Source organism: Fulvimarina uroteuthidis, from assembly GCF_034321785.1.
Lineage (GTDB): Bacteria > Pseudomonadota > Alphaproteobacteria > Rhizobiales > Rhizobiaceae > Fulvimarina > Fulvimarina uroteuthidis.
The window spans coordinates 26,517-45,663 of record NZ_JAXLPB010000001.1 but is presented as its reverse complement, the minus strand read 5'-3'; the positions used below and the strand labels follow the sequence as shown (position 1 = coordinate 45,663).

20 protein-coding genes are annotated in these 19,147 nt (G+C 63.6%); 13 read left to right on the top strand and 7 right to left on the bottom strand.

Going from position 1 to position 19,147, the window contains the following annotated elements:
- Positions 1-148: 148 nt before the first annotated feature.
- Positions 149-1,471, top strand: a complete 1,323-nt coding sequence (locus U0C82_RS00205) for a hemolysin family protein (protein ID WP_322184695.1) — start codon at positions 149-151, stop codon at positions 1,469-1,471.
- Positions 1,468-2,784 carry a hemolysin family protein gene (locus U0C82_RS00200; RefSeq protein ID WP_322184693.1) on the top strand — a complete coding sequence of 439 codons (1,317 nt, stop codon included), beginning with the start codon at positions 1,468-1,470 and terminating at the stop codon, positions 2,782-2,784. The genes U0C82_RS00205 and U0C82_RS00200 overlap by 4 nt, the downstream gene beginning before the upstream one ends.
- 288 nt (positions 2,785-3,072) lie before the next feature.
- On the opposite strand, the gene U0C82_RS00195 is transcribed toward U0C82_RS00200, so the two are convergent.
- From U0C82_RS00195 to U0C82_RS00175, 5 genes are all read right to left on the bottom strand, one after another.
- Complete coding sequence (locus U0C82_RS00195; protein ID WP_322184691.1) at positions 3,073-3,507, bottom strand: hypothetical protein; 435 nt, start codon at positions 3,505-3,507, stop codon at positions 3,073-3,075.
- 16 nt (positions 3,508-3,523) lie between these two features.
- Positions 3,524-4,678: an osmoprotectant NAGGN system M42 family peptidase gene (locus U0C82_RS00190; protein WP_322184689.1), complete on the bottom strand. Its 1,155-nt coding sequence runs from the start codon at positions 4,676-4,678 to the stop codon at positions 3,524-3,526.
- Positions 4,679-4,683: 5 nt separating this feature from the next.
- The gene (gene ngg / locus U0C82_RS00185; RefSeq protein WP_322184687.1) at positions 4,684-6,492 is read right to left on the bottom strand and encodes an N-acetylglutaminylglutamine synthetase; all 1,809 of its coding nucleotides are present in this window, start codon (positions 6,490-6,492) and stop codon (positions 4,684-4,686) included.
- A 2-nt stretch (positions 6,493-6,494) separates the two neighbouring features.
- On the bottom strand, positions 6,495-8,270 hold the full coding sequence (locus U0C82_RS00180; RefSeq protein ID WP_322184685.1) for an N-acetylglutaminylglutamine amidotransferase: 1,776 nt from the start codon (positions 8,268-8,270) through the stop codon (positions 6,495-6,497).
- Between the two features lie 122 nt (positions 8,271-8,392).
- Positions 8,393-9,433, bottom strand: coding sequence for an alcohol dehydrogenase catalytic domain-containing protein (locus U0C82_RS00175; protein WP_322184683.1), 1,041 nt, complete (start codon positions 9,431-9,433; stop codon positions 8,393-8,395).
- Between the two features lie 230 nt (positions 9,434-9,663).
- On the opposite strand from U0C82_RS00175, the gene U0C82_RS00170 reads away from it, so the two are divergent.
- On the top strand, positions 9,664-10,176 hold the full coding sequence (locus U0C82_RS00170) for a MaoC family dehydratase (protein WP_322184681.1): 513 nt from the start codon (positions 9,664-9,666) through the stop codon (positions 10,174-10,176).
- A gap of 140 nt (positions 10,177-10,316) precedes the next feature.
- A complete protein-coding gene (gene gph, locus U0C82_RS00165; protein ID WP_322184679.1) occupies positions 10,317-11,012 on the top strand; it encodes a phosphoglycolate phosphatase in 696 nt (231 codons plus the stop codon).
- Between the two features lie 844 nt (positions 11,013-11,856).
- Here the strand turns inward: gph and U0C82_RS00160 are convergent.
- The gene (locus U0C82_RS00160; RefSeq protein ID WP_322184677.1) at positions 11,857-12,069 is read right to left on the bottom strand and encodes a cold-shock protein; all 213 of its coding nucleotides are present in this window, start codon (positions 12,067-12,069) and stop codon (positions 11,857-11,859) included.
- Between the two features lie 280 nt (positions 12,070-12,349).
- On the opposite strand from U0C82_RS00160, the gene U0C82_RS00155 reads away from it, so the two are divergent.
- The 6 genes from U0C82_RS00155 (at position 12,350) to U0C82_RS00130 (ending at position 15,673) form a co-directional block, all read left to right on the top strand.
- Positions 12,350-13,018: a pyroglutamyl-peptidase I gene (locus U0C82_RS00155; RefSeq protein WP_322184675.1), complete on the top strand. Its 669-nt coding sequence runs from the start codon at positions 12,350-12,352 to the stop codon at positions 13,016-13,018.
- A 103-nt stretch (positions 13,019-13,121) separates the two neighbouring features.
- Positions 13,122-13,475, top strand: coding sequence for a hypothetical protein (locus U0C82_RS00150; protein WP_322184673.1), 354 nt, complete (start codon positions 13,122-13,124; stop codon positions 13,473-13,475).
- A gap of 11 nt (positions 13,476-13,486) precedes the next feature.
- The gene (locus U0C82_RS00145) at positions 13,487-14,299 is read left to right on the top strand and encodes a class I SAM-dependent DNA methyltransferase (RefSeq protein ID WP_322184672.1); all 813 of its coding nucleotides are present in this window, start codon (positions 13,487-13,489) and stop codon (positions 14,297-14,299) included.
- Between the two features lie 67 nt (positions 14,300-14,366).
- Positions 14,367-14,507 carry a hypothetical protein gene (locus U0C82_RS00140; RefSeq protein ID WP_322184670.1) on the top strand — a complete coding sequence of 47 codons (141 nt, stop codon included), beginning with the start codon at positions 14,367-14,369 and terminating at the stop codon, positions 14,505-14,507.
- Positions 14,508-14,624: 117 nt separating this feature from the next.
- Positions 14,625-15,224, top strand: a complete 600-nt coding sequence (locus tag U0C82_RS00135) for a hypothetical protein (protein ID WP_322184668.1) — start codon at positions 14,625-14,627, stop codon at positions 15,222-15,224.
- A gap of 110 nt (positions 15,225-15,334) precedes the next feature.
- On the top strand, positions 15,335-15,673 hold the full coding sequence (locus tag U0C82_RS00130; RefSeq protein WP_322184666.1) for a hypothetical protein: 339 nt from the start codon (positions 15,335-15,337) through the stop codon (positions 15,671-15,673).
- A 6-nt stretch (positions 15,674-15,679) separates the two neighbouring features.
- On the opposite strand, the gene U0C82_RS00125 is transcribed toward U0C82_RS00130, so the two are convergent.
- Positions 15,680-16,606 (bottom strand): DMT family transporter, encoded by a 927-nt coding sequence (locus tag U0C82_RS00125; protein ID WP_322184664.1) that lies wholly within the window; start codon positions 16,604-16,606, stop codon positions 15,680-15,682.
- Between the two features lie 473 nt (positions 16,607-17,079).
- On the opposite strand from U0C82_RS00125, the gene U0C82_RS00120 reads away from it, so the two are divergent.
- From U0C82_RS00120 to U0C82_RS00110, 3 genes are all read left to right on the top strand, one after another.
- Positions 17,080-17,490 carry a hypothetical protein gene (locus U0C82_RS00120; protein WP_322184662.1) on the top strand — a complete coding sequence of 137 codons (411 nt, stop codon included), beginning with the start codon at positions 17,080-17,082 and terminating at the stop codon, positions 17,488-17,490.
- 450 nt (positions 17,491-17,940) lie between these two features.
- Positions 17,941-18,366: a hypothetical protein gene (locus U0C82_RS00115; RefSeq protein ID WP_322184660.1), complete on the top strand. Its 426-nt coding sequence runs from the start codon at positions 17,941-17,943 to the stop codon at positions 18,364-18,366.
- 247 nt (positions 18,367-18,613) lie between these two features.
- On the top strand, positions 18,614-19,105 hold the full coding sequence (locus U0C82_RS00110) for an SRPBCC family protein (protein ID WP_322184658.1): 492 nt from the start codon (positions 18,614-18,616) through the stop codon (positions 19,103-19,105).
- The last annotated feature ends 42 nt before the right edge of the window (positions 19,106-19,147 follow it).

Sequence of the window (19,147 nt, the reverse complement as noted above, 5' to 3'; positions counted from 1 at the left end):
CGAGAGTGTCGCCATCGGGACCGGTGTGTCCCGAGGGACGCGCCAACTGAACCGCTGACAGGATCGATCCGCTTCCGGAGGGATCGGCGCGTTCAACACGCCGCCGGTCCTTGCCGTTCGAACGGAATTTGAGAAAAGGGCGGGCGACATGGCCTTCTTCGTCATCATACTGGTCATCTGCGCCATGCTGCTCGGCAATGCGTTCTACGTCGCTGCCGAGTTCGCGGCCGTCTCGGCCAGCAAGCCGAAGCTCGAAGCCAAGGCCGAGGACGGAAACGCCGAGGCCCGCTTTCTCGAACGGACCGTGACCGACGAATACCGGATGGATCGTTACATCGCGTGCGCCCAGGTCGGGATCACGCTGACCAGCCTCGTCATCGGCGTCTACGGCCAGAGAGCCCTGATGCCCTATGTCGGCCCGCCGCTCGACGAAATGCTGCCGGACGGGTGGACCAGCGCTGTCGTCGGCGCACCCCTCATCCTCATCGTCCTGACGACGCTTCAGGTGATCTTCGGCGAGTTGTTTCCCAAATCGATCGCCCTGCGGTCCCCGGAGCGCACCGCGATGGGAACCGCACGTCCGATGCGCTGGTCGCTGTTCGTTCTCGGACCCTTCATCAGCCTCTTGAACGGTTCGGCGATCTTCGTGATGCGCCGGCTGGGTCTCGACAAGCCCAAGGAGGCCGGCGACGAGCACAGCCACGACGAGCTGCGCCAGCTGATCGAGGACAGTCTCGAAGGCGGCGAGATCAAGCGTGACGCCCACGAGATGCTCCGTCAGGTGCTGGCCTTTCAGGACCGGACCGTCAGCGAGGTAATGGTGCCGCGCGTGCGGGTGAAGTTCATGACGCCGGAGCCCAGCGCCGCCGAAGCCCTGCGCCAGATGCTGGCGACCCCCTTCACCCGGTTTCCCGTCATCGACAATGCGCAGAACGAGAGGCCCGTCGGCTTCGTTCACATCCGCGAGGTCTTCGAACTCAGCCGGCGGGATCCGGACGCTTCGATCGAGGGCATCATTCGCCCGGTCCAGACCCTGCCGGACAGCCTGACGCTTGCCGAGGTATGGAGCCGGCTGGACGACAGCCGGGCGACGATCGCCGTCGTCTTCAACGAGTATGGCATCGTGTCGGGCATCGTGTCGGTGGAGGATCTCGTCGAGGAAATCATCGGCGAGGTGGTCGACGAGTTCGACGAAGAGGCGCCGCGGATTCACCGGCGGGACGATCGCGTCGTCCTGCGTGGCGATCTTCCGGTTCGCGAGGTCAACCGCACCTTCGCGTTTCAGCTTCCCGAAGATCGGGCCGACAGCATGTCGGGCCTCATAGGCCTGAAGCTTGGCGTCAAGGACGGAAAGCGCGGCTCGAAGGTGGCGATCGGCGGCGTCGATTTCACCGTGGAAAGCGTCGAGAACGGATTGCCGCGGCTGGTCTCGTTTCCGAGTGCCGCCACCAGCGTGGAGGCGCCGAAATGATCGCCCTCGGTATCATCGTCGCGCTGATCGCCATCAACGGCATTTTCGTCGCGATGGAGTTCGTCATTGTCGGAAGCCGGCTGTCGCGTCTCGAAGCGATCTCCGAGAACGGACGATCGATCGCCGGTAAGCTCGACGGGCCGGAGGCGCAGGATCGTTTCGTCGCCGTCGCCCAACTCGGCATCACGCTCGCTTCGATCGGGCTCGGCATGTATGGCGAGCACCAGATCGCGCTCTGGCTCGAAGCGCCGATGGCTGCGCTCGGGATCGATGGCGCGGCCGTCCACCTCGTCGCGCTCGTCCTCGCGGTGGTGATTCTCACCTATTTCCACGTGGTTTTCGGCGAGATGATCCCGAAGGCGATGGCGCTCAAGGGCGCGGAGAACCTCCTTATCGTCATGTGGCCGATCATCCGGTTCTTCGAGCTGCTGTTCCGGCCGTTCGTCTGGCTTCTCAACGTCATCAGCCAGTCGCTGCTGTCCCTGTTCGGGCTCGATCATGCGGAAGCGCGCTACTACACCCCGCGCGAACTCGCGGCGATCGCCGAGGATTCCGGCGAGGGCGGCTCGATTTCCCACGAGCAGGCCGAGTTCATCCAGAACATCGTCAAGATGCAGGGACGCCGCGCCGAGGAGCTGATGACGCCGCGTCGGCACGTGATCATCCTCGATCTCGACCGGGTGCAGACGGACGACTATGCCGACTGGATCCTCGATGCCGGACCGAGCCGCATCCCCGTGACCCGCGGCGGACTCGATCATGCCCTGGGCCTTGTTCACGTCAAGGACGTCATCCGGCACAAGACCGAGGAGGGCACCCCGCTCGACGCGGCGACGCTCGAAACCATGCTGCGGCCGCTTCCCAAGACGCTGGCGAGCGTCGACACCGCCTCGCTCCTCGACAATATGCGCAAGCACGGCACGCACATGGCGCTTGTCGCGGACGAATATGGCAGCGTTCTGGGAGCCGTCGCGTTTCAGGACGCCATGGAAGAGGTGGTGGGCGAGGTGCATACCGGCTTCGAGGTCGACGTTCCCGACACGGAAAACTTTCAGGGCCGCCGCTGGAAGATTCCCGGCACCACCTCGGTCTACCGCCTGCGCGAGCGCTACGGCTGGCGGCTCGAAACGTCGAAGTCCAGCACGATCGCCGGTCTCATGCTGGAGCATCTGCGCAAGGCTCCGGCGAACGGCGACAGCATCGAGATCGAGGATCTGCGCCTGACCGTGACCAAGGTCGAGGGCCTCTCGATCGCCCAGATCGAGGCCGAACGCGTGGAACGCGCGGCGTCGGACGGCGAGCGGCCGGCCTGACGGTCTCACCGGTGCGACGGTGTCTCAAAACCTGCCATCGAGCGTGACGCGCCGGAGTCCGATCTTGGATCGAACGATTTCGGATTGTCGTCCCATGTCGCTGTTTCATCCTGGTTGCGCACTGCCGTGCGCCGCAACGCGCGCGGTCTGCGCCTTCTCCAAGGCCCGCACCGTCGGCATGATCCAAGGTTTTCTGACGGGGATCGACCGCCGCGGATGAAGGGTGGTCGATCCGACGCCGGTCCGTAACGTGCTGGCGGCGCCGCGCTGCGGATCGTCGAATGGAACCTACGTCTCGCCCGATCGCCCGGTGCTTCGACCCGGCGGCGGCGCATCCCGTTCGAGCCGGTCGATCCTGCGGCGCTGGGACAGGGCGTGCGCCATGATGAGGACGAGGGACAGGAAGCAGCCGACGGGAAAGACCGCCCGGGCAAGGCCGTCCATCACCGGCTCGGTTCCGGCGACGGCGGCGATGGCGAAGAACGACACCGCGACGAGGACGAGGACGCTCCGAACGAGGAACAGCGCGGCGAGGACGGACAGAATCGCGACGATCGCGACGATTGGATGATCGGCCGCACGGGCGGCGAGGGCGGATAGGGCTTCGGTCAGGACGCGGAACGATGGCTCCGCCAGCCAGGCATGCACCGTCTCGAACGCCGGCCCGGCGTCCGGAATTGGCGCGTCGATGCTTCCGGTGCCCTCGTCCAGAACCTCGTTCATGCTTGTCGTCCGCTCACTACTCCGCCGGGTTTGAGTCCTCGGCCAGCTCCTGCGTGGCCTCGCTGTTGGGCTGATGGGTAAAGCCCTTCAGTCCGGCATGCAGATTGCGGTCCCGCTCGATCTCGACCGGCGACGTCACATAGGCCGTCACGAGTTCTGCGAGCGAGCGCAACGCATGGACGTGAATGCGCTCATATCCGTGCGAGGCGTCGACGCCGAACGTGATGAGGCCGGTCCGCACATCGTGTCCGGCTTCGACGGCCGAAGCCGAATCCGACCGGTAATAGCGGAAGATATCCCGCTCGAACTTGATTTCCTCGTCTTCGCAGAGGCGGATCAGCTTCTTGGTCAGATGATAATCGAAGGGTCCGGTCTGATCGGCCATGGCGATCGTCACGCCGAATTCCGACGAGTTCTGGCCGGGCGCCGATGTTCCGTTGTCGATCGCGATCATCGAGGCGACGTCGGGCGTCAGGATCGAGGATGCGCCGACGCCCACCTCCTCGGCGATGGTGAAGAGCCAGTGGATGTCGACGGGGGTCGAGGCGCCCTCGCGCTCGAGCGCCTCTATCGCCGAGAGCATGACGGCGACGCCGGCCTTGTTGTCCAAATGGCGCGAAACGATGAATCCGTTTTCGAGAAATTCCGGCTGCGGGTCGATCGCGACCATGTCGCCGATATGGATGCCGAGCCGGGAAAGTTCGTCATAGTTGCGCGACAGGGCATCCACCCGCATCTCCACATGCGTCCAGCCGACCGGCGCGCTGTCGATCTCGTCATTGTAGGTATGGCCGGACGCCTTCAGCGGCAGGATCGTGCCGCGATAGATGCCGCTTTCGGAAAAGATCTGGCACCGCGCGCCCTCGGCGAACCGGGCCGACCAGTTTCCGACGGGCACGAGTTCCAGACGGCCGTTCTGCTTGAGATATTTGACCTGCGCGCCGAGCGTGTCGACATGGCTGACGATGGCGCGCGCGCCGGCCCGCCGCGATCCCTGCCGCAGCGCCGAGATCGCACCCCGGCGCGTCAGTTCGATCTTGAGCCCGAGCCGTTCCAATTCGTTCGCCACGTAACGGACGACCGTATCCGTGTAGCCGGTGGGACTTGGAATATCGAGCAGTGCCTTCAGTTGCTCCGTCAGGTAATGGGCGTCGATGACGAGGCGTGGCACGGTTGCTATTCCTTTTGCTTTCGTTGCCGATTGCGGGCGTTTCGCATGGCGTAGGGCATCGAGCGGGGAAACAGGAGATCGACAAACCGTTCGGCCGTCGGCTGTGGCTCGTGATTTGCAAGCCCCGGACGTTCGTTCGCTTCGATGAAGACGTAGTCGGGTTCGTGCGGTTTCTTGATCATAAGGTCAATCCCCGTCACCGGGATTTCGATGGACCTCGCCGCATTGACGGCAGCCTCGACGAGGGCGGGATGAAGCTGGCCGGTGACGTCGTGGATCGTGCCGCCGGTGTGAAGATTGGCGGCCTTGCGCACGGAAATCTTCTCGCCTTCCGGCAGGACATCGTCCATCGAATGGCCGGCATGCTTCACGCAGCGCGTCGTCTCGCCGTCCATCGGAATGCGACTTTCGCCGCCCGTTGCCGCCGAGCGGCGGCGCGACATGGCCTCGATCAGCTCCCGGACCGTCATCGCACCGTCGCCGATGATTTCCGGCGGCCGGCGCAAGGCCGCCGCGACCACCCGGTAGTCGATGACGATCAGGCGCAGATCGTCGCCTTCGAAGCAGGCTTCCAGCAGTACCCGCTCTGACACCTCGGCCGCGGTCTTGATGGCCGCCTTCGCATCCTCGAGATTGTCGATGCCCACGGCGATGCCGCGACCCTGTTCGCCACGGGCCGGTTTGACGACGATCTTGCCGTGTTTCTCGATGAAGGCCGCGATGTCGGCATCGTCCGCCTTGTCGCCGTCGATCTGGTCGGGAACCACAACGTCGGCTGCTTCCACGATGCGGCGCGTCACGGTCTTGTCGTCGCAGATCGACATCGCAACCGCGGACGTCAGTTCGGACAGGCTTTCACGACAATGGATGGTGCGTCCGCCCTGGGTCAGCCGGAAAAATCCGCCCGGCCCGTCGGTGACCTCGGCGTGGATCCCGCGCCGACGCGCCTCGTTCACGATGATCCTGGCGTAGGGGTTCAGCTCCTCGAACTCGTCCGGTCCGGTGAAGAGCTGCTCATTGATCTGGTTTTTGCGCTTGATGGCGAAATAGGGAACGCGGCGAAATCCGAGCTTCTCGTAGAGGGCGATCGCCTTGTCGTTGTCGTGCATGACCGACAGGTCCATGAACGCGCAGCCGCGCGCCTGGAAGTGCTCCGACAGACGCCGCACGAGGCTCTCGCCTATGCCGGGATGGACCGCCTGAGGGTCGACCGCGAGGCACCAGAGCGACGACCCGTTCTGCGGATCCGCGAAGGCCCTGCGGTGATGGACGCCGGTCACCGTACCGACGATCGCGCCGGTCGTCTCGTCCTCGGCCACGAAATAGGTGAGCGAGCGATTGTCGTGATTGGCGTTGAGGAAGGCCGGATGTACCTGCACCATGTTGCGGGTCTGGTAGATCCGATTGATCTCCGAGCCGTCCTGATCGCTCGCCATGCGGCGGATGAAATAGCCGCGGGGACGGCGTGAGCCCGGCCGGTAGGTGGACAGGTCGAGCCGGTAGGTGTGGGAGGGGTCGAGGAACAGTTCCTGCGGCGCGTAGCTGAGAAGGACGTGCGGGTCCGAGACGTAGAACGCGATGTCGCGTCGGTCCGGTCCCTCCTCGCGCAGGTTCGCGACGAGGTTTCCCGTATCCTCGAACGTCTGCGCGAACACCAGCCGGCCCCAGCCGCAATCGAGAAAGGCGTCGGGTTCGACGTCCTTCATCCGGTCTCCACCCTGTGCGCCCGGTGCCGCAAGGCTGGTCGAACGCTTCTTTCTAAGCCGCAATTCGGCGCCGGACTTGGCGCGGTGATCCGCTTCGGACTGGCCCACGATCACACTCCCTGCGACTGAAGCCACATTTCGAGCAGCGCCACCTGCCAGAGTTCCGAACCGCGCAGCGGCGTGATGTGATCGGACGGATGTTCGAACAGTTCGTCGACGTAGCTCGTCTGAAACAGACCGCGCGACTTCGCCGCGTCCGAGTGCATCGCGTCCTTGACGAAATCGAGCGTCGATCCGGACAGATATTTGAGCTGGGGCACGGGGAAGTAGCCCTTCTTGCGGTCGATCACGTCCGAGGGAATGATCTGGCGGGCGACATCCTTGAGGACACCCTTGCCGTCCTGTTTCAGCTTCTCCTCGGCCGGAACGCGCGCTGCGAGCTCCACCAGTTCGTGATCGAGGAACGGAACGCGGGCTTCGAGGCCCCAGGCCATCGTCATGTTGTCGACACGCTTCACCGGGTCGTCGACGAGCATCACGTGCGCGTCGATGCGCAACGCCTTGTCGACGGCGAGCGTCGCGCCTTCCTTGGCGAAGTGTGCGGCGACGAAATCCCCTGACACGTCCGTCTCGGCGAGCCATTCGGGGCTGAGATGAGTGGCGAGCGTCTCGCGGCTGCGGTCGAAGAAGGCCCGGCGATAGGCGGCAAGCGGATCGTTCGCGCCGTGAACCTTCGGATACCAGTGATAGCCCGCGAAGATCTCGTCCGCACCCTGGCCGGACTGGACGACCTTGATGTGCTTGGCGACCTCGCGCGACAGAAGGTAGAAGCCGATATTGTCATAGGAGACCATCGGCTCCGACATGACCTCGATCGCGTTGGGCAGCTCCCTGACCAGCTCGTCACCGGGGATGAAAAGCTTGTGATGCTCGGTTCCGTAATGTTTGGCGATGAGATCGGAATATTCGAACTCGTTGCCGACCTCGCCATTGGCATCCTCGAAGCCGATCGAGAACGTGTTGAGATCCTTCTGGCCGGCCTCCGCGAGAAGCCCGACGATGAGCGAGGAATCGACACCGCCCGACAGCAGCACGCCGACCGGAACGTCGGCGACCATGCGCCGATCGACGGCGAGTTTCATCGCGTCCATGACCAGATCGCGCCAGTCGCCTGACGACAGCCTGTCATCGCCGTCGCGCGCGGTAAAGTCCGGCCACCAGTAGACCGCGTCGTCGTAGGACCCGTCGGCTTCGATCATCCGTGTCGTCGCCGGCGGCAGCTTCCTCACGCCCTTGATGATCGTATGCGGCGGCGGCACGACGGCATGGAACGTCATGTAATGATGAAGCGCGACCTTATCGATGCCCGTGTCGACATCGCCGGTCTTCAGGATCGCCTGCAGCGAGGAGGCGATGTAGAGGCGCTTCTCGTTCTGGCTGAGATAAAGCGGCTTGATGCCGAACCGGTCGCGGGCGAGCATGACACGGCCGGTCTCGCGCTCGTGGATCGCGAAGGCGAACATGCCGTGGAAACGCTTGACGCAGTCGCGGCCCCAGGCGTGATAGGCCTTGAGGATGACCTCCGTATCGCCGGTCGAGAAGAACGCGTAGCCTTTCGCTTCCAGTTCCTTGCGCAGTTCCGGATAGTTGTAGATGCAGCCGTTGAAGGTCAGCGTCAGTCCGAGAGTCGGATCGACCATGGGCTGCTCGGCTTTCTCCGACAGGTCGATGATCTTGAGACGGCGATGGGCAAAGCCGACCCGCCCGCGCATCACCTGGCCCGAGCCGTCGGGACCGCGCCGGGCGAGACAATCGCCCATGCGTTGAATTCGCTCCGGCGAAGCGCTTTCTCCGTCGAAGCGAATCTCACCGCAAATGCCGCACATAGGGTCTCCGATCGTCTGATTGGGTCGTTCGTGTGGGGGATATAGCCCACCGATCCCAAACCGACACCGCGAACCCGCGCAAAAATCTTGCAGTGCGGGATGAAACCCGGCCTATTCCGCGTTCAAGGCCGCAACAGGATCTTGCCGCGATTCATGCCCTCCATCGCCTTCGCAAGTCTGGCCGGCGCTTCCGCGAGCGGCAGCGTCTCGGCGACGTCCGTCCGCCATTTGCCCTCGATGAAACGCTGCTGAACCGTCTGGAAGGCCCGCTTCCTTTCTTCCGGCGACGCCTCGCTCATCCACTGCGAGAGCCAGAAGCCCTCGATCGATTTTTTCATGAAGACGAGTTGGCCGAGATCGGGCAGGGAGGGCACGTCCGGGCTCATCTTGCCGTAGAGAATCCAGCGCGCGCCCGGCGGCATCGCATTGAAGATCCTCGCCGAGACCGTATCGCCGACGGCGTCGAGCATCACGGTCGGCGCATGCTGCTTCATCGCCTGCTTCAGCATGTCCGGAAAATCGTCGCGCTCCGTGTTGAGGACCGTGCCGACGCCATATCCCTCGAGCGCCGAACGATGCTCCTCGCGACGGACCGTCGCGATGGAGTGCAGCCCCCGCTCCCGCGCAAGCGAGGCCATCAGCTTGCCGAGCTGGCTCGATCCGGCGGTCATGACGAAGCTGTGGGCGCCTGACTGCTCCACCAGATCGACCATCGCGAAAGCCGTCATCGGATTGACGATCAGAGCCGCGGCGTCCTCGTCCTTCAGGCCTTCGCTCGCCGGTATCACGGAGGCCATGTCGGTCATCGCATATTCGGCCCAGGTGCCGCTGCCACCCTGGCTGGTGGAAACCGTGACGCGGGTGCCGACCATATCCCCGGCCTTCTCGCCCGCTGCAACGACCGTACCGCAGCCCTCGAAGCCTGCGGGCATGCCCTTGTCGCGCGGCTTGCCGTACTCGCCCTTGATGTAATGGATGTCCGAGGGATTGACGTTGGCATAGGTCATCTCGACGAGCACCTGCCGGTCGGTCGGGTTCGGCACGTCGATCTCCTTCAGGGTCACCCATCTGGCAAGATCGTCGAGGCTCGGGCCTTCGGCCGTGCCGGAATAGCCGTCATGGTTGAGAATGAGGGCTTTCATCTTGGTCGGTAGATCGGTCATCACATGCCTTTCGGGATTTCGCTTCGTTTCCACAAGCGGGTGTCTGTTCGACGAACGGCGGCCGGCGGCTTTCGTTGCGGCTGCAAGCGCGAGGCGAGCGCCCGGAACGGATGCGACGGTGCTCGATTTGTGCGCCGGCCGCGATATAAGCAGCATGCAAGACGCATGGACGCGCCGCGCTTTAAGGGCGCGGTCCGCCAGTTCGAAATCACGACACGTAAGGATGGCGCATGGCACTCAGTTCGGTCGAGGACACGGAAAGGCGCTTGCGCGAACGTCTGGTTCCGCTGGAAACCTATCGCGCCTATGTCGGGGGCGAGGCGTTCCAGTCGGAATGGCTGACGGTGGATCAGGCGATGATCGATGCCTTTGCCGGAGCGACCCGCGACTACCAGTTCATTCATGTCGATCCGGTGCGGGCGGCGGCGCAATCGCCGTTCGGCGGGACGATCGCCCACGGCTTCCTGACATTGTCGCTATTGTCGACGTTGGCCTACGACGCCTTGCCCGGGGTGACCGGAACGAAGATGGGCGTCAATTACGGCTTCGACAAAGTACGGTTCCTGAGCCCGGTGAAGACCGGTTCGCGGGTGCGCGGCGTCTTCAGGATGACGGCGCTGAAGGAGCGGGCGGTCAGCCTGCAGACCTCCTGGAACGCGGAAATCGAAATCGAGAAATCCGTCAAGCCGGCGCTCTCGGCCGACTGGATCACGATCGCCATGTTCGACGGCCAGGTGGCGTAACCGGCCTCGGCTTGCGCCCGGCCGGCCCCAAACCATCATTCACCCCGCTGGACGCGCACCGAAGGATCGCGGCGCCGAAGCCGAAGGCGCGCGGCCGATCCATGTTGCCGGTCGCCGCCGGACAAACGAAAGCCCGCACCATGACGTCAGATCCCCGATCTTCCCGCTGGCCCTTTGCCGTCCTGTTCGATCTCGACGGCACGCTGATCGATTCCGCGCCCGATATTCGCGAGGCGCTGAACGAGGCGCTTGCCGAACGGGATCTCGCACCGTTCGATCTCAAGACCGTCCGCCGCATGATCGGCGGCGGTTCGCCGCTCCTGATCGAACGCGCGCTCGACCGTCGCAATGCCTCTATGAACGACACGGACCGGGCATTGCTCGTGCGGCGGTTCCTGTCGCTCTATGCACCGCGCGCGACGCGGTTGACGACGCTTCTGCCGGGTGCCGAGGATGCGCTGCTGGCCTGCCATCGTCATGGTGCGAAGGTCGCGCTCGTGACCAACAAGCCGCAAGCGCCCGCCGAGGCCATTCTTGACCATTTCGGACTCCTCGATCGGTTCCATCTCGTCGTCGGCGGAGACGCGGGGCCGCGGCCGAAGCCTGCGCCGGACCTGATCTATCATGCCGCCGACAGGCTGGCGGTGCCGGTCGCCGATTGTCTCTTCGTGGGGGACAGCGAGAACGACGTGAACGCCGCGAAGGCGGCCGGAGCAAGGATCGCGGCAGTAAAGGGTGGCTACACCGCGCTTTCGGACGAGGATCTCGGGGCCGACGATCTGCTTGCGACGCTTCACGATCTTCCATCGCTGTTCGACGAGAACACGGACATGTGAGCCTTCGCCGCGTTCGCGCCGCAATCGCCGCACGCCCTGGCTGTTAACGTTTTCTTGAGGAATCGAGATCGGCTTTCTTTTGAAGTCGCTAAGCATGGTTGTGGCAAAGCGTTGTCATTCTGCCCGGTTCAATTATGTCTAAATCATGATGCCGGCTTGGCACCGATGAGGACGGTGCAGGAAAGGACGCCATGTTGATGAATTATCGTTTGGCTGAAAACGCAATTCTCGCTGCCGCGGTCTTGGGCTGGACCGCGGTCGTGTCGGTGGCTCTGATTTCGAGCTGACGGCAGGGCACTCGGGCGGAAAGCCGTGCGAAACGCGATTGGCCTTCCGATCCTATCTCGGATCGGGGGGGGCGGACGGCGGGGCTGCGAGAAAGCCTTGTACCTCGACGGCGAAGGCTACCCCTTGCGTTCCGTACGATCGTCGCCGTCCCGTTGGCCTGCGAGCGTGCGGTTCGAGCCGGGTCTTAAGTTACTCGTGGGAGCTGCTTTAGACCGGATTGCCCGATGCGCGCGGACGCGGCAGAATATTCTGCGCTAGGTGTCGACGATCGCGGACGGAGACTCCTACGCACCGCAGTTCCACATTCCCACGTTCCCGGGTCGGGCTCCTTGAGTTGCGTCACGGCGGGGAAGCCAGGGATCGCACGCCGATGCGGGGTGCCGCCTCGATGCCGGATCGGGGATCCTGGAAGACGAAAAAAAAAGCGCCGCATCTGTGCGGCGCCTCCCACTCAGGAAACGAACGCCTGTTCCCCACGACGACCGGACGAGGGTCGGCGATCACGACCTGCGCGACCGGTTCGTTTCCAGTCGCGTTCGCGATTCTAGGCCCGGTGTCAGGCGGATTCGAGATTGACGGCTTTCGGGCCCTTGCCGCGCTTGTCGGGCTCGGTCTCGTAGGACACCTTCTGGTTTTCTTCGAGGCCCGTGAGGCCGGACGCCTGAACGGCCGAGATGTGAACGAAGATATCAGCACCGCCATTGTCGGGCTTGATGAACCCGAAACCCTTTTCGGTGTTGAAGAATTTGACCGTACCGGTCTGCGCCATGATATGAACCCTTGATCCTTAGCATTCATTGTCGCCCGAAGGCATCTGCAGGCAAGTCTTGTGCTTAAGGAAGGAACAAATGGATCGCAGCCAAGGCCACTCGGAAAAAGCGCTTCCGATGCGCATATCGTCCATACCTAGCGTTCGCGAAATTGCCCGAACGGCGATAAAGATGCATGCGTTGGCAAGCGTTGGCAAGTAAAACTTTTCTTACATGACTTTGTGCCTATATAGATACGCCGAAATCGTAACGTTCCACGAAAACAATGGCCTGAGGCGCATGACGACAGTGATAGCCGGGTTCGCGCCGTTTCCGGGCGCGCCATTCAATCCTTCCGGCCAGCTCGTCGAGGCTTTGCAGAAAGCGCCACCGATCGACGGCGTTCGTTCCGTCGTGCTGCCGGTCGCTTGGGAGCAAAGCTGGACCGTCCTGAAATCCGTGATCGAGGAGCATCGCCCGCGCAACGTCCTGCTGTTCGGCCTGCACATGAAGACAGAGCGTGTGCGGCTGGAACTCTGCGCGCGCAACAAGCGGGAGCTTGGACGCGAGGACCGGGTCGGGGCGTTTCCGTCCGGGCCCAGCATACTCGACGGGCCGGAACGGTACGACAGCCATCTTCCCTGGGCGCAGATCGCCGCGTTGCTGCGGCAGGAGGGGCTGGATTTCGAATGGTCCACCAATGCCGGCGCGTATCTGTGCAACGATACGCTCTATCGCCTCGCCCATCATGCGAGAGACTATGGGATCGAACATTACGGGTTCATCCACGTGCCCGTCACCGATGAGATGGTGGAAGATCTCCTGAAGGGTCCGGCGGATCTGCCGGCCGTGTTCAATTCCATCTCCGCGGCCGCCCTGTTCCAGTTCGCCCGCGTCCTCGGCGACTGGTTGAGCCGTACGTTCCCCGGAACCGGGCCAGCCGTCGAAGACAGGGTCGCGAGCGCCTGATATCGGCGTCTTCGACCTGCGGATGCCGCGCAGAAGGCGGCGCCACGGGGAACGTAACCGGCCCTGACCTGTTATCGCCGTAACATCAGGACGGAGAATATTCATGGCCTCGACCTTTACAGGCTTTTCCAGGATCGCCGCGCTCGCCCTCGTCACCGCCGGTCTCGCGGCGCCCTCAGCCCACGCGCAGGGCGCAGCCGACATGCAGGCGCCGGACGGCGAAGTCGTCTACGAGACGAACGGCCAGTTCCCGACGACGGCGCGGGACGAGTTCTCGGGTCTGCCGGGTGTCGATCTCTCGGACGGGGCCGGTAAGGTCCGTGTTCAGGGTCCAGGCGGACTGCAGAACAATGTCGGCGCGATCGGCATGGCCGCCCCTTCCACGTCGAGCGCGAACCCGCTTCCATTGCAGAACGATACGGCAACGACCGGCGGCTCCATCGCCGTTCGTCGCTGAGCCGCGATCCCTTGACATCGTTCGACGAAGATGAACTGGGCGAGGCTTATGTGACCGGTCTCGAAGCGGAGAAGCGGGGCGACATTGCCTCGGCCGCAGCGGCCTATCGCAGGTGCCTCGAGATCGACCCCGCCGATCATGTCGGGGCGACGATCCGGCTGGCCGGAATGGGCGAGGGCGAAGCGCCTGCAAGCGCGGGTCATGCCTATGTCGCCACGCTCTTCGACCAGCACGCAGAATCGTTCGAGGACATCCTTGTCCGGCAGTTGCGTTACGGCGTGCCCGAACAGCTGGCCGACCGGCTGAAGTCGGGCGGCGCGTCCTACGGACACGTCCTCGATCTCGGCTGCGGTACCGGGCTCGCCGGCCAGTATCTGGAGGCAGTGGCGGACAGGCTGACCGGCGTTGACCTGTCCGAGGAGATGATCCGCATTTCCGGCGAAAAGGATATTTACGACAAGCTCTACGTCGCCGAAGCCGTCGGCTTTCTCCAGAAGCACGAAGAGCCCCCGGTCTACGATCTGATCGTCGCGACCGATGTGCTGCCCTATCTCGGCGATCTGGACCCATTCTTCTCGAGCCTCGCCAAGCGGCTGTCGCCGGGCGGCCTCGTCGGTTTCTCAACCGAAACCATGGACGACGCCATGCTCGCCGGTCGCGCTTTCGCCGTCGGCAAAGCCCAGCGCTTTCACCATGGCGAGGCTTATGTGCGTGACAGATTGTCCGTCTTCGGTTTTTCGATCGAACATTTCGAGGCCATCACGGTTCGCATGCAGGACGGGCTTCCGGCGCCTGGCCATCTCGTCGTCGCCCGGAAAGGCTGACATTCCGACCTTCGGCCTATGGGCCGATACTCCGCAAGACACCAACATCGTAGCGAAACGAGCGAACATGAAAATCACCCTTCTCCCCATCGTCGCGGCTCTGGTCTTCCTTGGCGCATGCACATCGAACAACAGCGCGGCCACCACCGAGATCAACAATCAGGAAACGCCGTCCGACGGCATCGTTCCTGGACAGCTGCCCGACTAGGCTTCGAGTTTAGGAACTCCTTGGTGCGCCCGGCCACGGGCGTTCCAAGGTTGCGGCAAGTCTTGGAAGGCATGATCGCGCTTCGACCGATCCTGAACAGCCATCGGATGCGCCTTCATGCCCAGTCTCGCAGTTCGTCTCGCGGCGGGCCTCGTCGCCCTCGGTCTCGGCATGTCCAGCGGCGCCGCCGAACCCGTCTCGGGTTGGTCCGCCGGGCCAGACGAGGACGCGACGATGGCCGTGGGGCAGATCCATCGCTGCGATGGCCCCGAATGCCTCGGCGGCTTCTCGTGCCTCTATGCTGCGGCTCCACCGCGGCCTCCGGCCTCGCGCTGGCTGAAACCGGAAGACGTCTCGAACCCGAAAGTATGGCCCTGGCGCTCGGTCGAGACGTGGATGGGCACGAAGCTCAACGAAATGGCGTCGAACCCGATCGAGGATCCGTCGCTTCCGGTCAGCGAATGGTCGGCGCGTGATGAGCCGGTGGTCTTCGAAATCAAGGGCGAGGCGTTCGCGCGGCGGGTCTACAGTCCCTATGTGAACGATCGCGACTTGACGGTGCCGATCTGGTTCTGGACGTCCGGCGGCCGGCTCTTCACCATGTTCTGCGCCATCGACGGCATGCAACTTTCCGAGGTCCGCGAACCGATCCACGCGCTCCTCAGCGAACTGCATCCCGGCGAGAAGATCCGCGACGACATTCCGAAGCATTTCTGACCGGCGCGCCGCGAGCCCCGACCATGCGTTCGGCCCTGCCGCGTGTGGGGAACCTTGGCGCGCCTCTGCCGTCTTCTTGGAAAGCACACTTGCTCGAACAGGAGACTTTGATGCGTTCCGTCGGACTTCTCGCCGCAACCGCGGCTCTCACCCTTGCGTCCTTTCCCGCGGCGACGAGCGCGGTCGCAAATGGTCTGAAGGACCGGGACGGCTACGATATCGTCGGTATCCGCCTCAGCGAACGCGAGCGCGAGGAAAGCCGTCCGGTGCGCCTTCCCGATGGCCGGGTCGTCCTGAGACCCGTCGATGCGGGCGGTATTCCGTTCCTCTATGGCTTCGGCGATGCCCGCGGGGCGCCGTCCGGCCTGCCCACCACCAACGGCGTGACGCCGACGATCAGCGCGTCGACGCCGTCGGGCGGCCTGGTTCCCGGTCAGGAATCGCGCTGACCGGCTTCAACTGGGAGGGCGCAGCAGCAACGCTCGCCGTTTCCGGTCCTGCCGCTGCTCCCGGAACCAGATGACGAGGCCGGCGCCCGCGACGATGACGGCGCCGACCATTGTCCATGCGTCGGGCCACTCGTCGAAGAACACGATGCTGGAAATCGTCAGGTAGACGATGAAGACGTACGAGAAGGGGGTCAGTGCCGAGGCGTCCGCATAGCTATGCGCCCGGGTCAGGAGTTCGTGGCCGAACCAGCCGAACCCGCCGATGATCAGTAGCAGCGTCAGCGACGTCCAATCTTCCGGCATCTGCCAGACGACGAACGCGAACGGGGCGATTGCGAGCGTGCCGACGAGGCCGCTGTAGAACTGCATGGTTTCGGGATGGACGCTGCCGGCGAGCTTGCGCGTCAGAATCGTGTAGAAAGCCATGCAGACCGCGCCGAAAAGCGACAGGAAGACGGCCCAGTGGAAGTCGGCGTCGAACGGCCGGATGGCGATCATGATGCCGAAGAACCCGACGAGAATCGCACCCCACCGCCACGGACCGACGCGCTCTCCGAGCATCGACCAGGAGAGCGCGCAGATGAAGATCGGAGCGGAGAACATGATCGTCGCGGTCAAGGTGAGCGGCAGATAGCGAAGCGCGATGAAGTTGGCGATCGTCGACGCCATCAGGAATCCGCCGCGAAGAACCACGAGACCGGCCCTGTGCGAGCGGAACCGGTCGATCTCCAGACCATCCTTGGCGATAACGCCCGCGGAAATGACGAAATGCGTGAGATAGCGCATGAAGGCGATCTGCAGCGCCGGAAACCCGGCAAGCCCCAGCCATTTGGCGCTCGTATCAATTCCGGAGAAGGCGAAATAGGCGACCAGCATCATGCCGATCCCCAGAAGAACGCGATCTTCGTTGGCTTTCGTCGCTAAACCGACCATGCGAACTGCTCTTTCTCATCATTCCGTCACGCACGAAGCGCGAACCCACACCGCCGCCGAACGAGACAGCCTGCGCCATCATTTCGTTCCGGATCGCCGACCTGCCGCGACGGCGCGCACCGTAGCGCGGGCTTTCGCATGGCGCCAAACACGCCTGCGTGCCGGCTGTGGCGGCGCAACCGCTGTGGGTGCGTGAATTCCTCCGTGCGTGTGCAGCCATCCGGCGCGTGCGTCCACGCACTGCCTCGGGCAAAACGGTCCCTGACGCAAGGCGATGGCGGCCAGTCCTTCGGTTGCAACGCGCCAAGAGCCCGGCGCCCCGGTCACCCGATCAGTCACGCCAGCGTTATCGGCCTGTCTCGCAACCATTTTATCAGCAAAACATTTCTTACCTGAGGCTGATTACCACGACACAGCCAGCGAGAACGCGCCTTACCCGGCGTGACAACCGCATCGAGACAAAGGACGACACCATGCTGAAGACAATCCGCACTGCCACTATTCTTGCAGGCGTTTCCGCATTCGCACTGCCCGCCCTTGCACAGACCGCAGCGCCGATCGTGCCCGGTTCCGAGACCGCAGTGGAGGAGGGCGAGGCCGAAACCCGGACGGACGTCGCCGATGACCCGGCTGCCGCGACTGACAGCCCGACCGCCAATCCTGAGAACGAGACGATCGTTCCCGGCAACGAATCCGAGATCGAACTCAACAATGCCGAGACCCGCGAAGGCGTTGCCGCAGGCGAGAGCATGGGCGAGACGACGGGTGCCGAGAGCGATGGCGGACCGCTGGTACCCGGTTCGGGCGCAACCTTCTCGCCGGCCTCGGAGCCTGAGGGTCAGGAATCCGTCATTCAGGACGAGTCGCCCGACCAGCCACAGTAATTTCGCATAAGCGTCGTCGATCGGCGGTCTCGCGGATTGAACGGTAAGGATTGATGAAACCCCCGGCTTGGCGGCCGGGGGTTTTTTCGTGCGGATGGTTGGAACGGGCGGTGCCGGATTGTTCGGGCAAGGTGGGACGACGACGCAGAACGAGGACGCAGGTCGGCGAGGTGGAACGAACAACAGCCATCCGTCGAGGATGTGTGACTGCGCTCTCCACCAACTGCCGCGTCCATCCGCGTGCCGCGATGCGCGGCGGTGATTGTTCAAGCGTGAAGTAATTGTCGCCGCACGGTATACAGGCTGTCAACGCCGCCGCCTGCAACGTTTGGCGCGCTCAGACGTCTTCGTCATGAAAGGTTCACGAAGAGCCAAATCACGACAGCCGGTAAAGGCTGAGACAACACTGCATCGAATATCGATGCTGAAGAATTTTGGAAACGAATCATTATGTTGAAGACAATCCGTATCGCCACGCTCCTGACCGCCGTTTCGGCATTTGCAATGCCTGCTCTGGCCCAGACCTCGGACGCGATCATTCCGGGCAGTGAAACCGCCGTCGAGCAAAACGAAGCCGAAACCCGCACCAATGTCGCCGCCGAGAGCGACGTCGATCTTTCGCAGCCGGCAAACGCAGTCGCCAATCCGGAGAACGAGACGATCGTCCCGGGCAACGAGGCGCAGATCGAACTGAACGAAGCGGCCGAGCGCGAGACCGTTGCTGAAGGCACGGCCGCCGAGACCACCGATCGCACGGGTGCGGCCGGCGAAGAGCAGCTGATCCCGGGTTCGGGTGCGACGTTCGCTCCGGAGAACGCGGCCGATACCGAGCGTTCGGTCGTGCAGGACGAGCCGAACACCGGCGCCGTTCAGTAAGCCGAGATCAACAACATGATCGCTCTCAGGCACATGCGTGCCCGGCGATCGATCTTCGAAAAACCCTCGGCCATCGCCGGGGGTTTTTCTTGTCCATTTCCGATGACTGCGGTGGACATGGCGCCGCATCGGTCGGCGCGGCGTTGTCAAACCCAACGTCAGCCCCACTCTTTCGTCTGGGCACGCGTACACGGCGTCCGACGTCCAGCAAGAGGACGGACGCCGCGATAATTCGGGAGAAACACAGATGAAGAAGAACCTGATCAGGGTGGCGGCACCGCTTGCGGGTCTCATGCTGTTTGCAACGCCGGCGCTTGCACTGGAGGTCACCCAGTCGGCGCAGATCGAGGCGGATCCGGCCAAGCTCTGGTCGACGGTCGGCGGTTTCTGCGCGATCGCCGACTGGCACCCGGCCGTCACCGCCTGCGAGGAAAGCGAAGTCGACGGCACGCAGCGTCGCACGCTGAGCCTCGAAGGCGGTGGGACTCTCGTGGAGGACCTCGTATCACGCGACGATGACGCGATGACCTATACCTATCGGATCGTCGAGGGTCCGTTGCCCGTCGCCAATTACGAATCGACGATCTCGGTGTCGGGCAACGACAATCTGACGACCCTCGCATGGGACGGAACCTTCGACGCAGCCGAGGGCGCGACGGATGAGGAGGCGATCGGCGTGATCACCGGAATCTACGATGCCGGCATCAAGTCGATCGCAGGCATAGCTGCCGGCGAGTAACGAACCGGCGAGAGCCCTCCGCCCGAACCGTTCCGGCTTTGC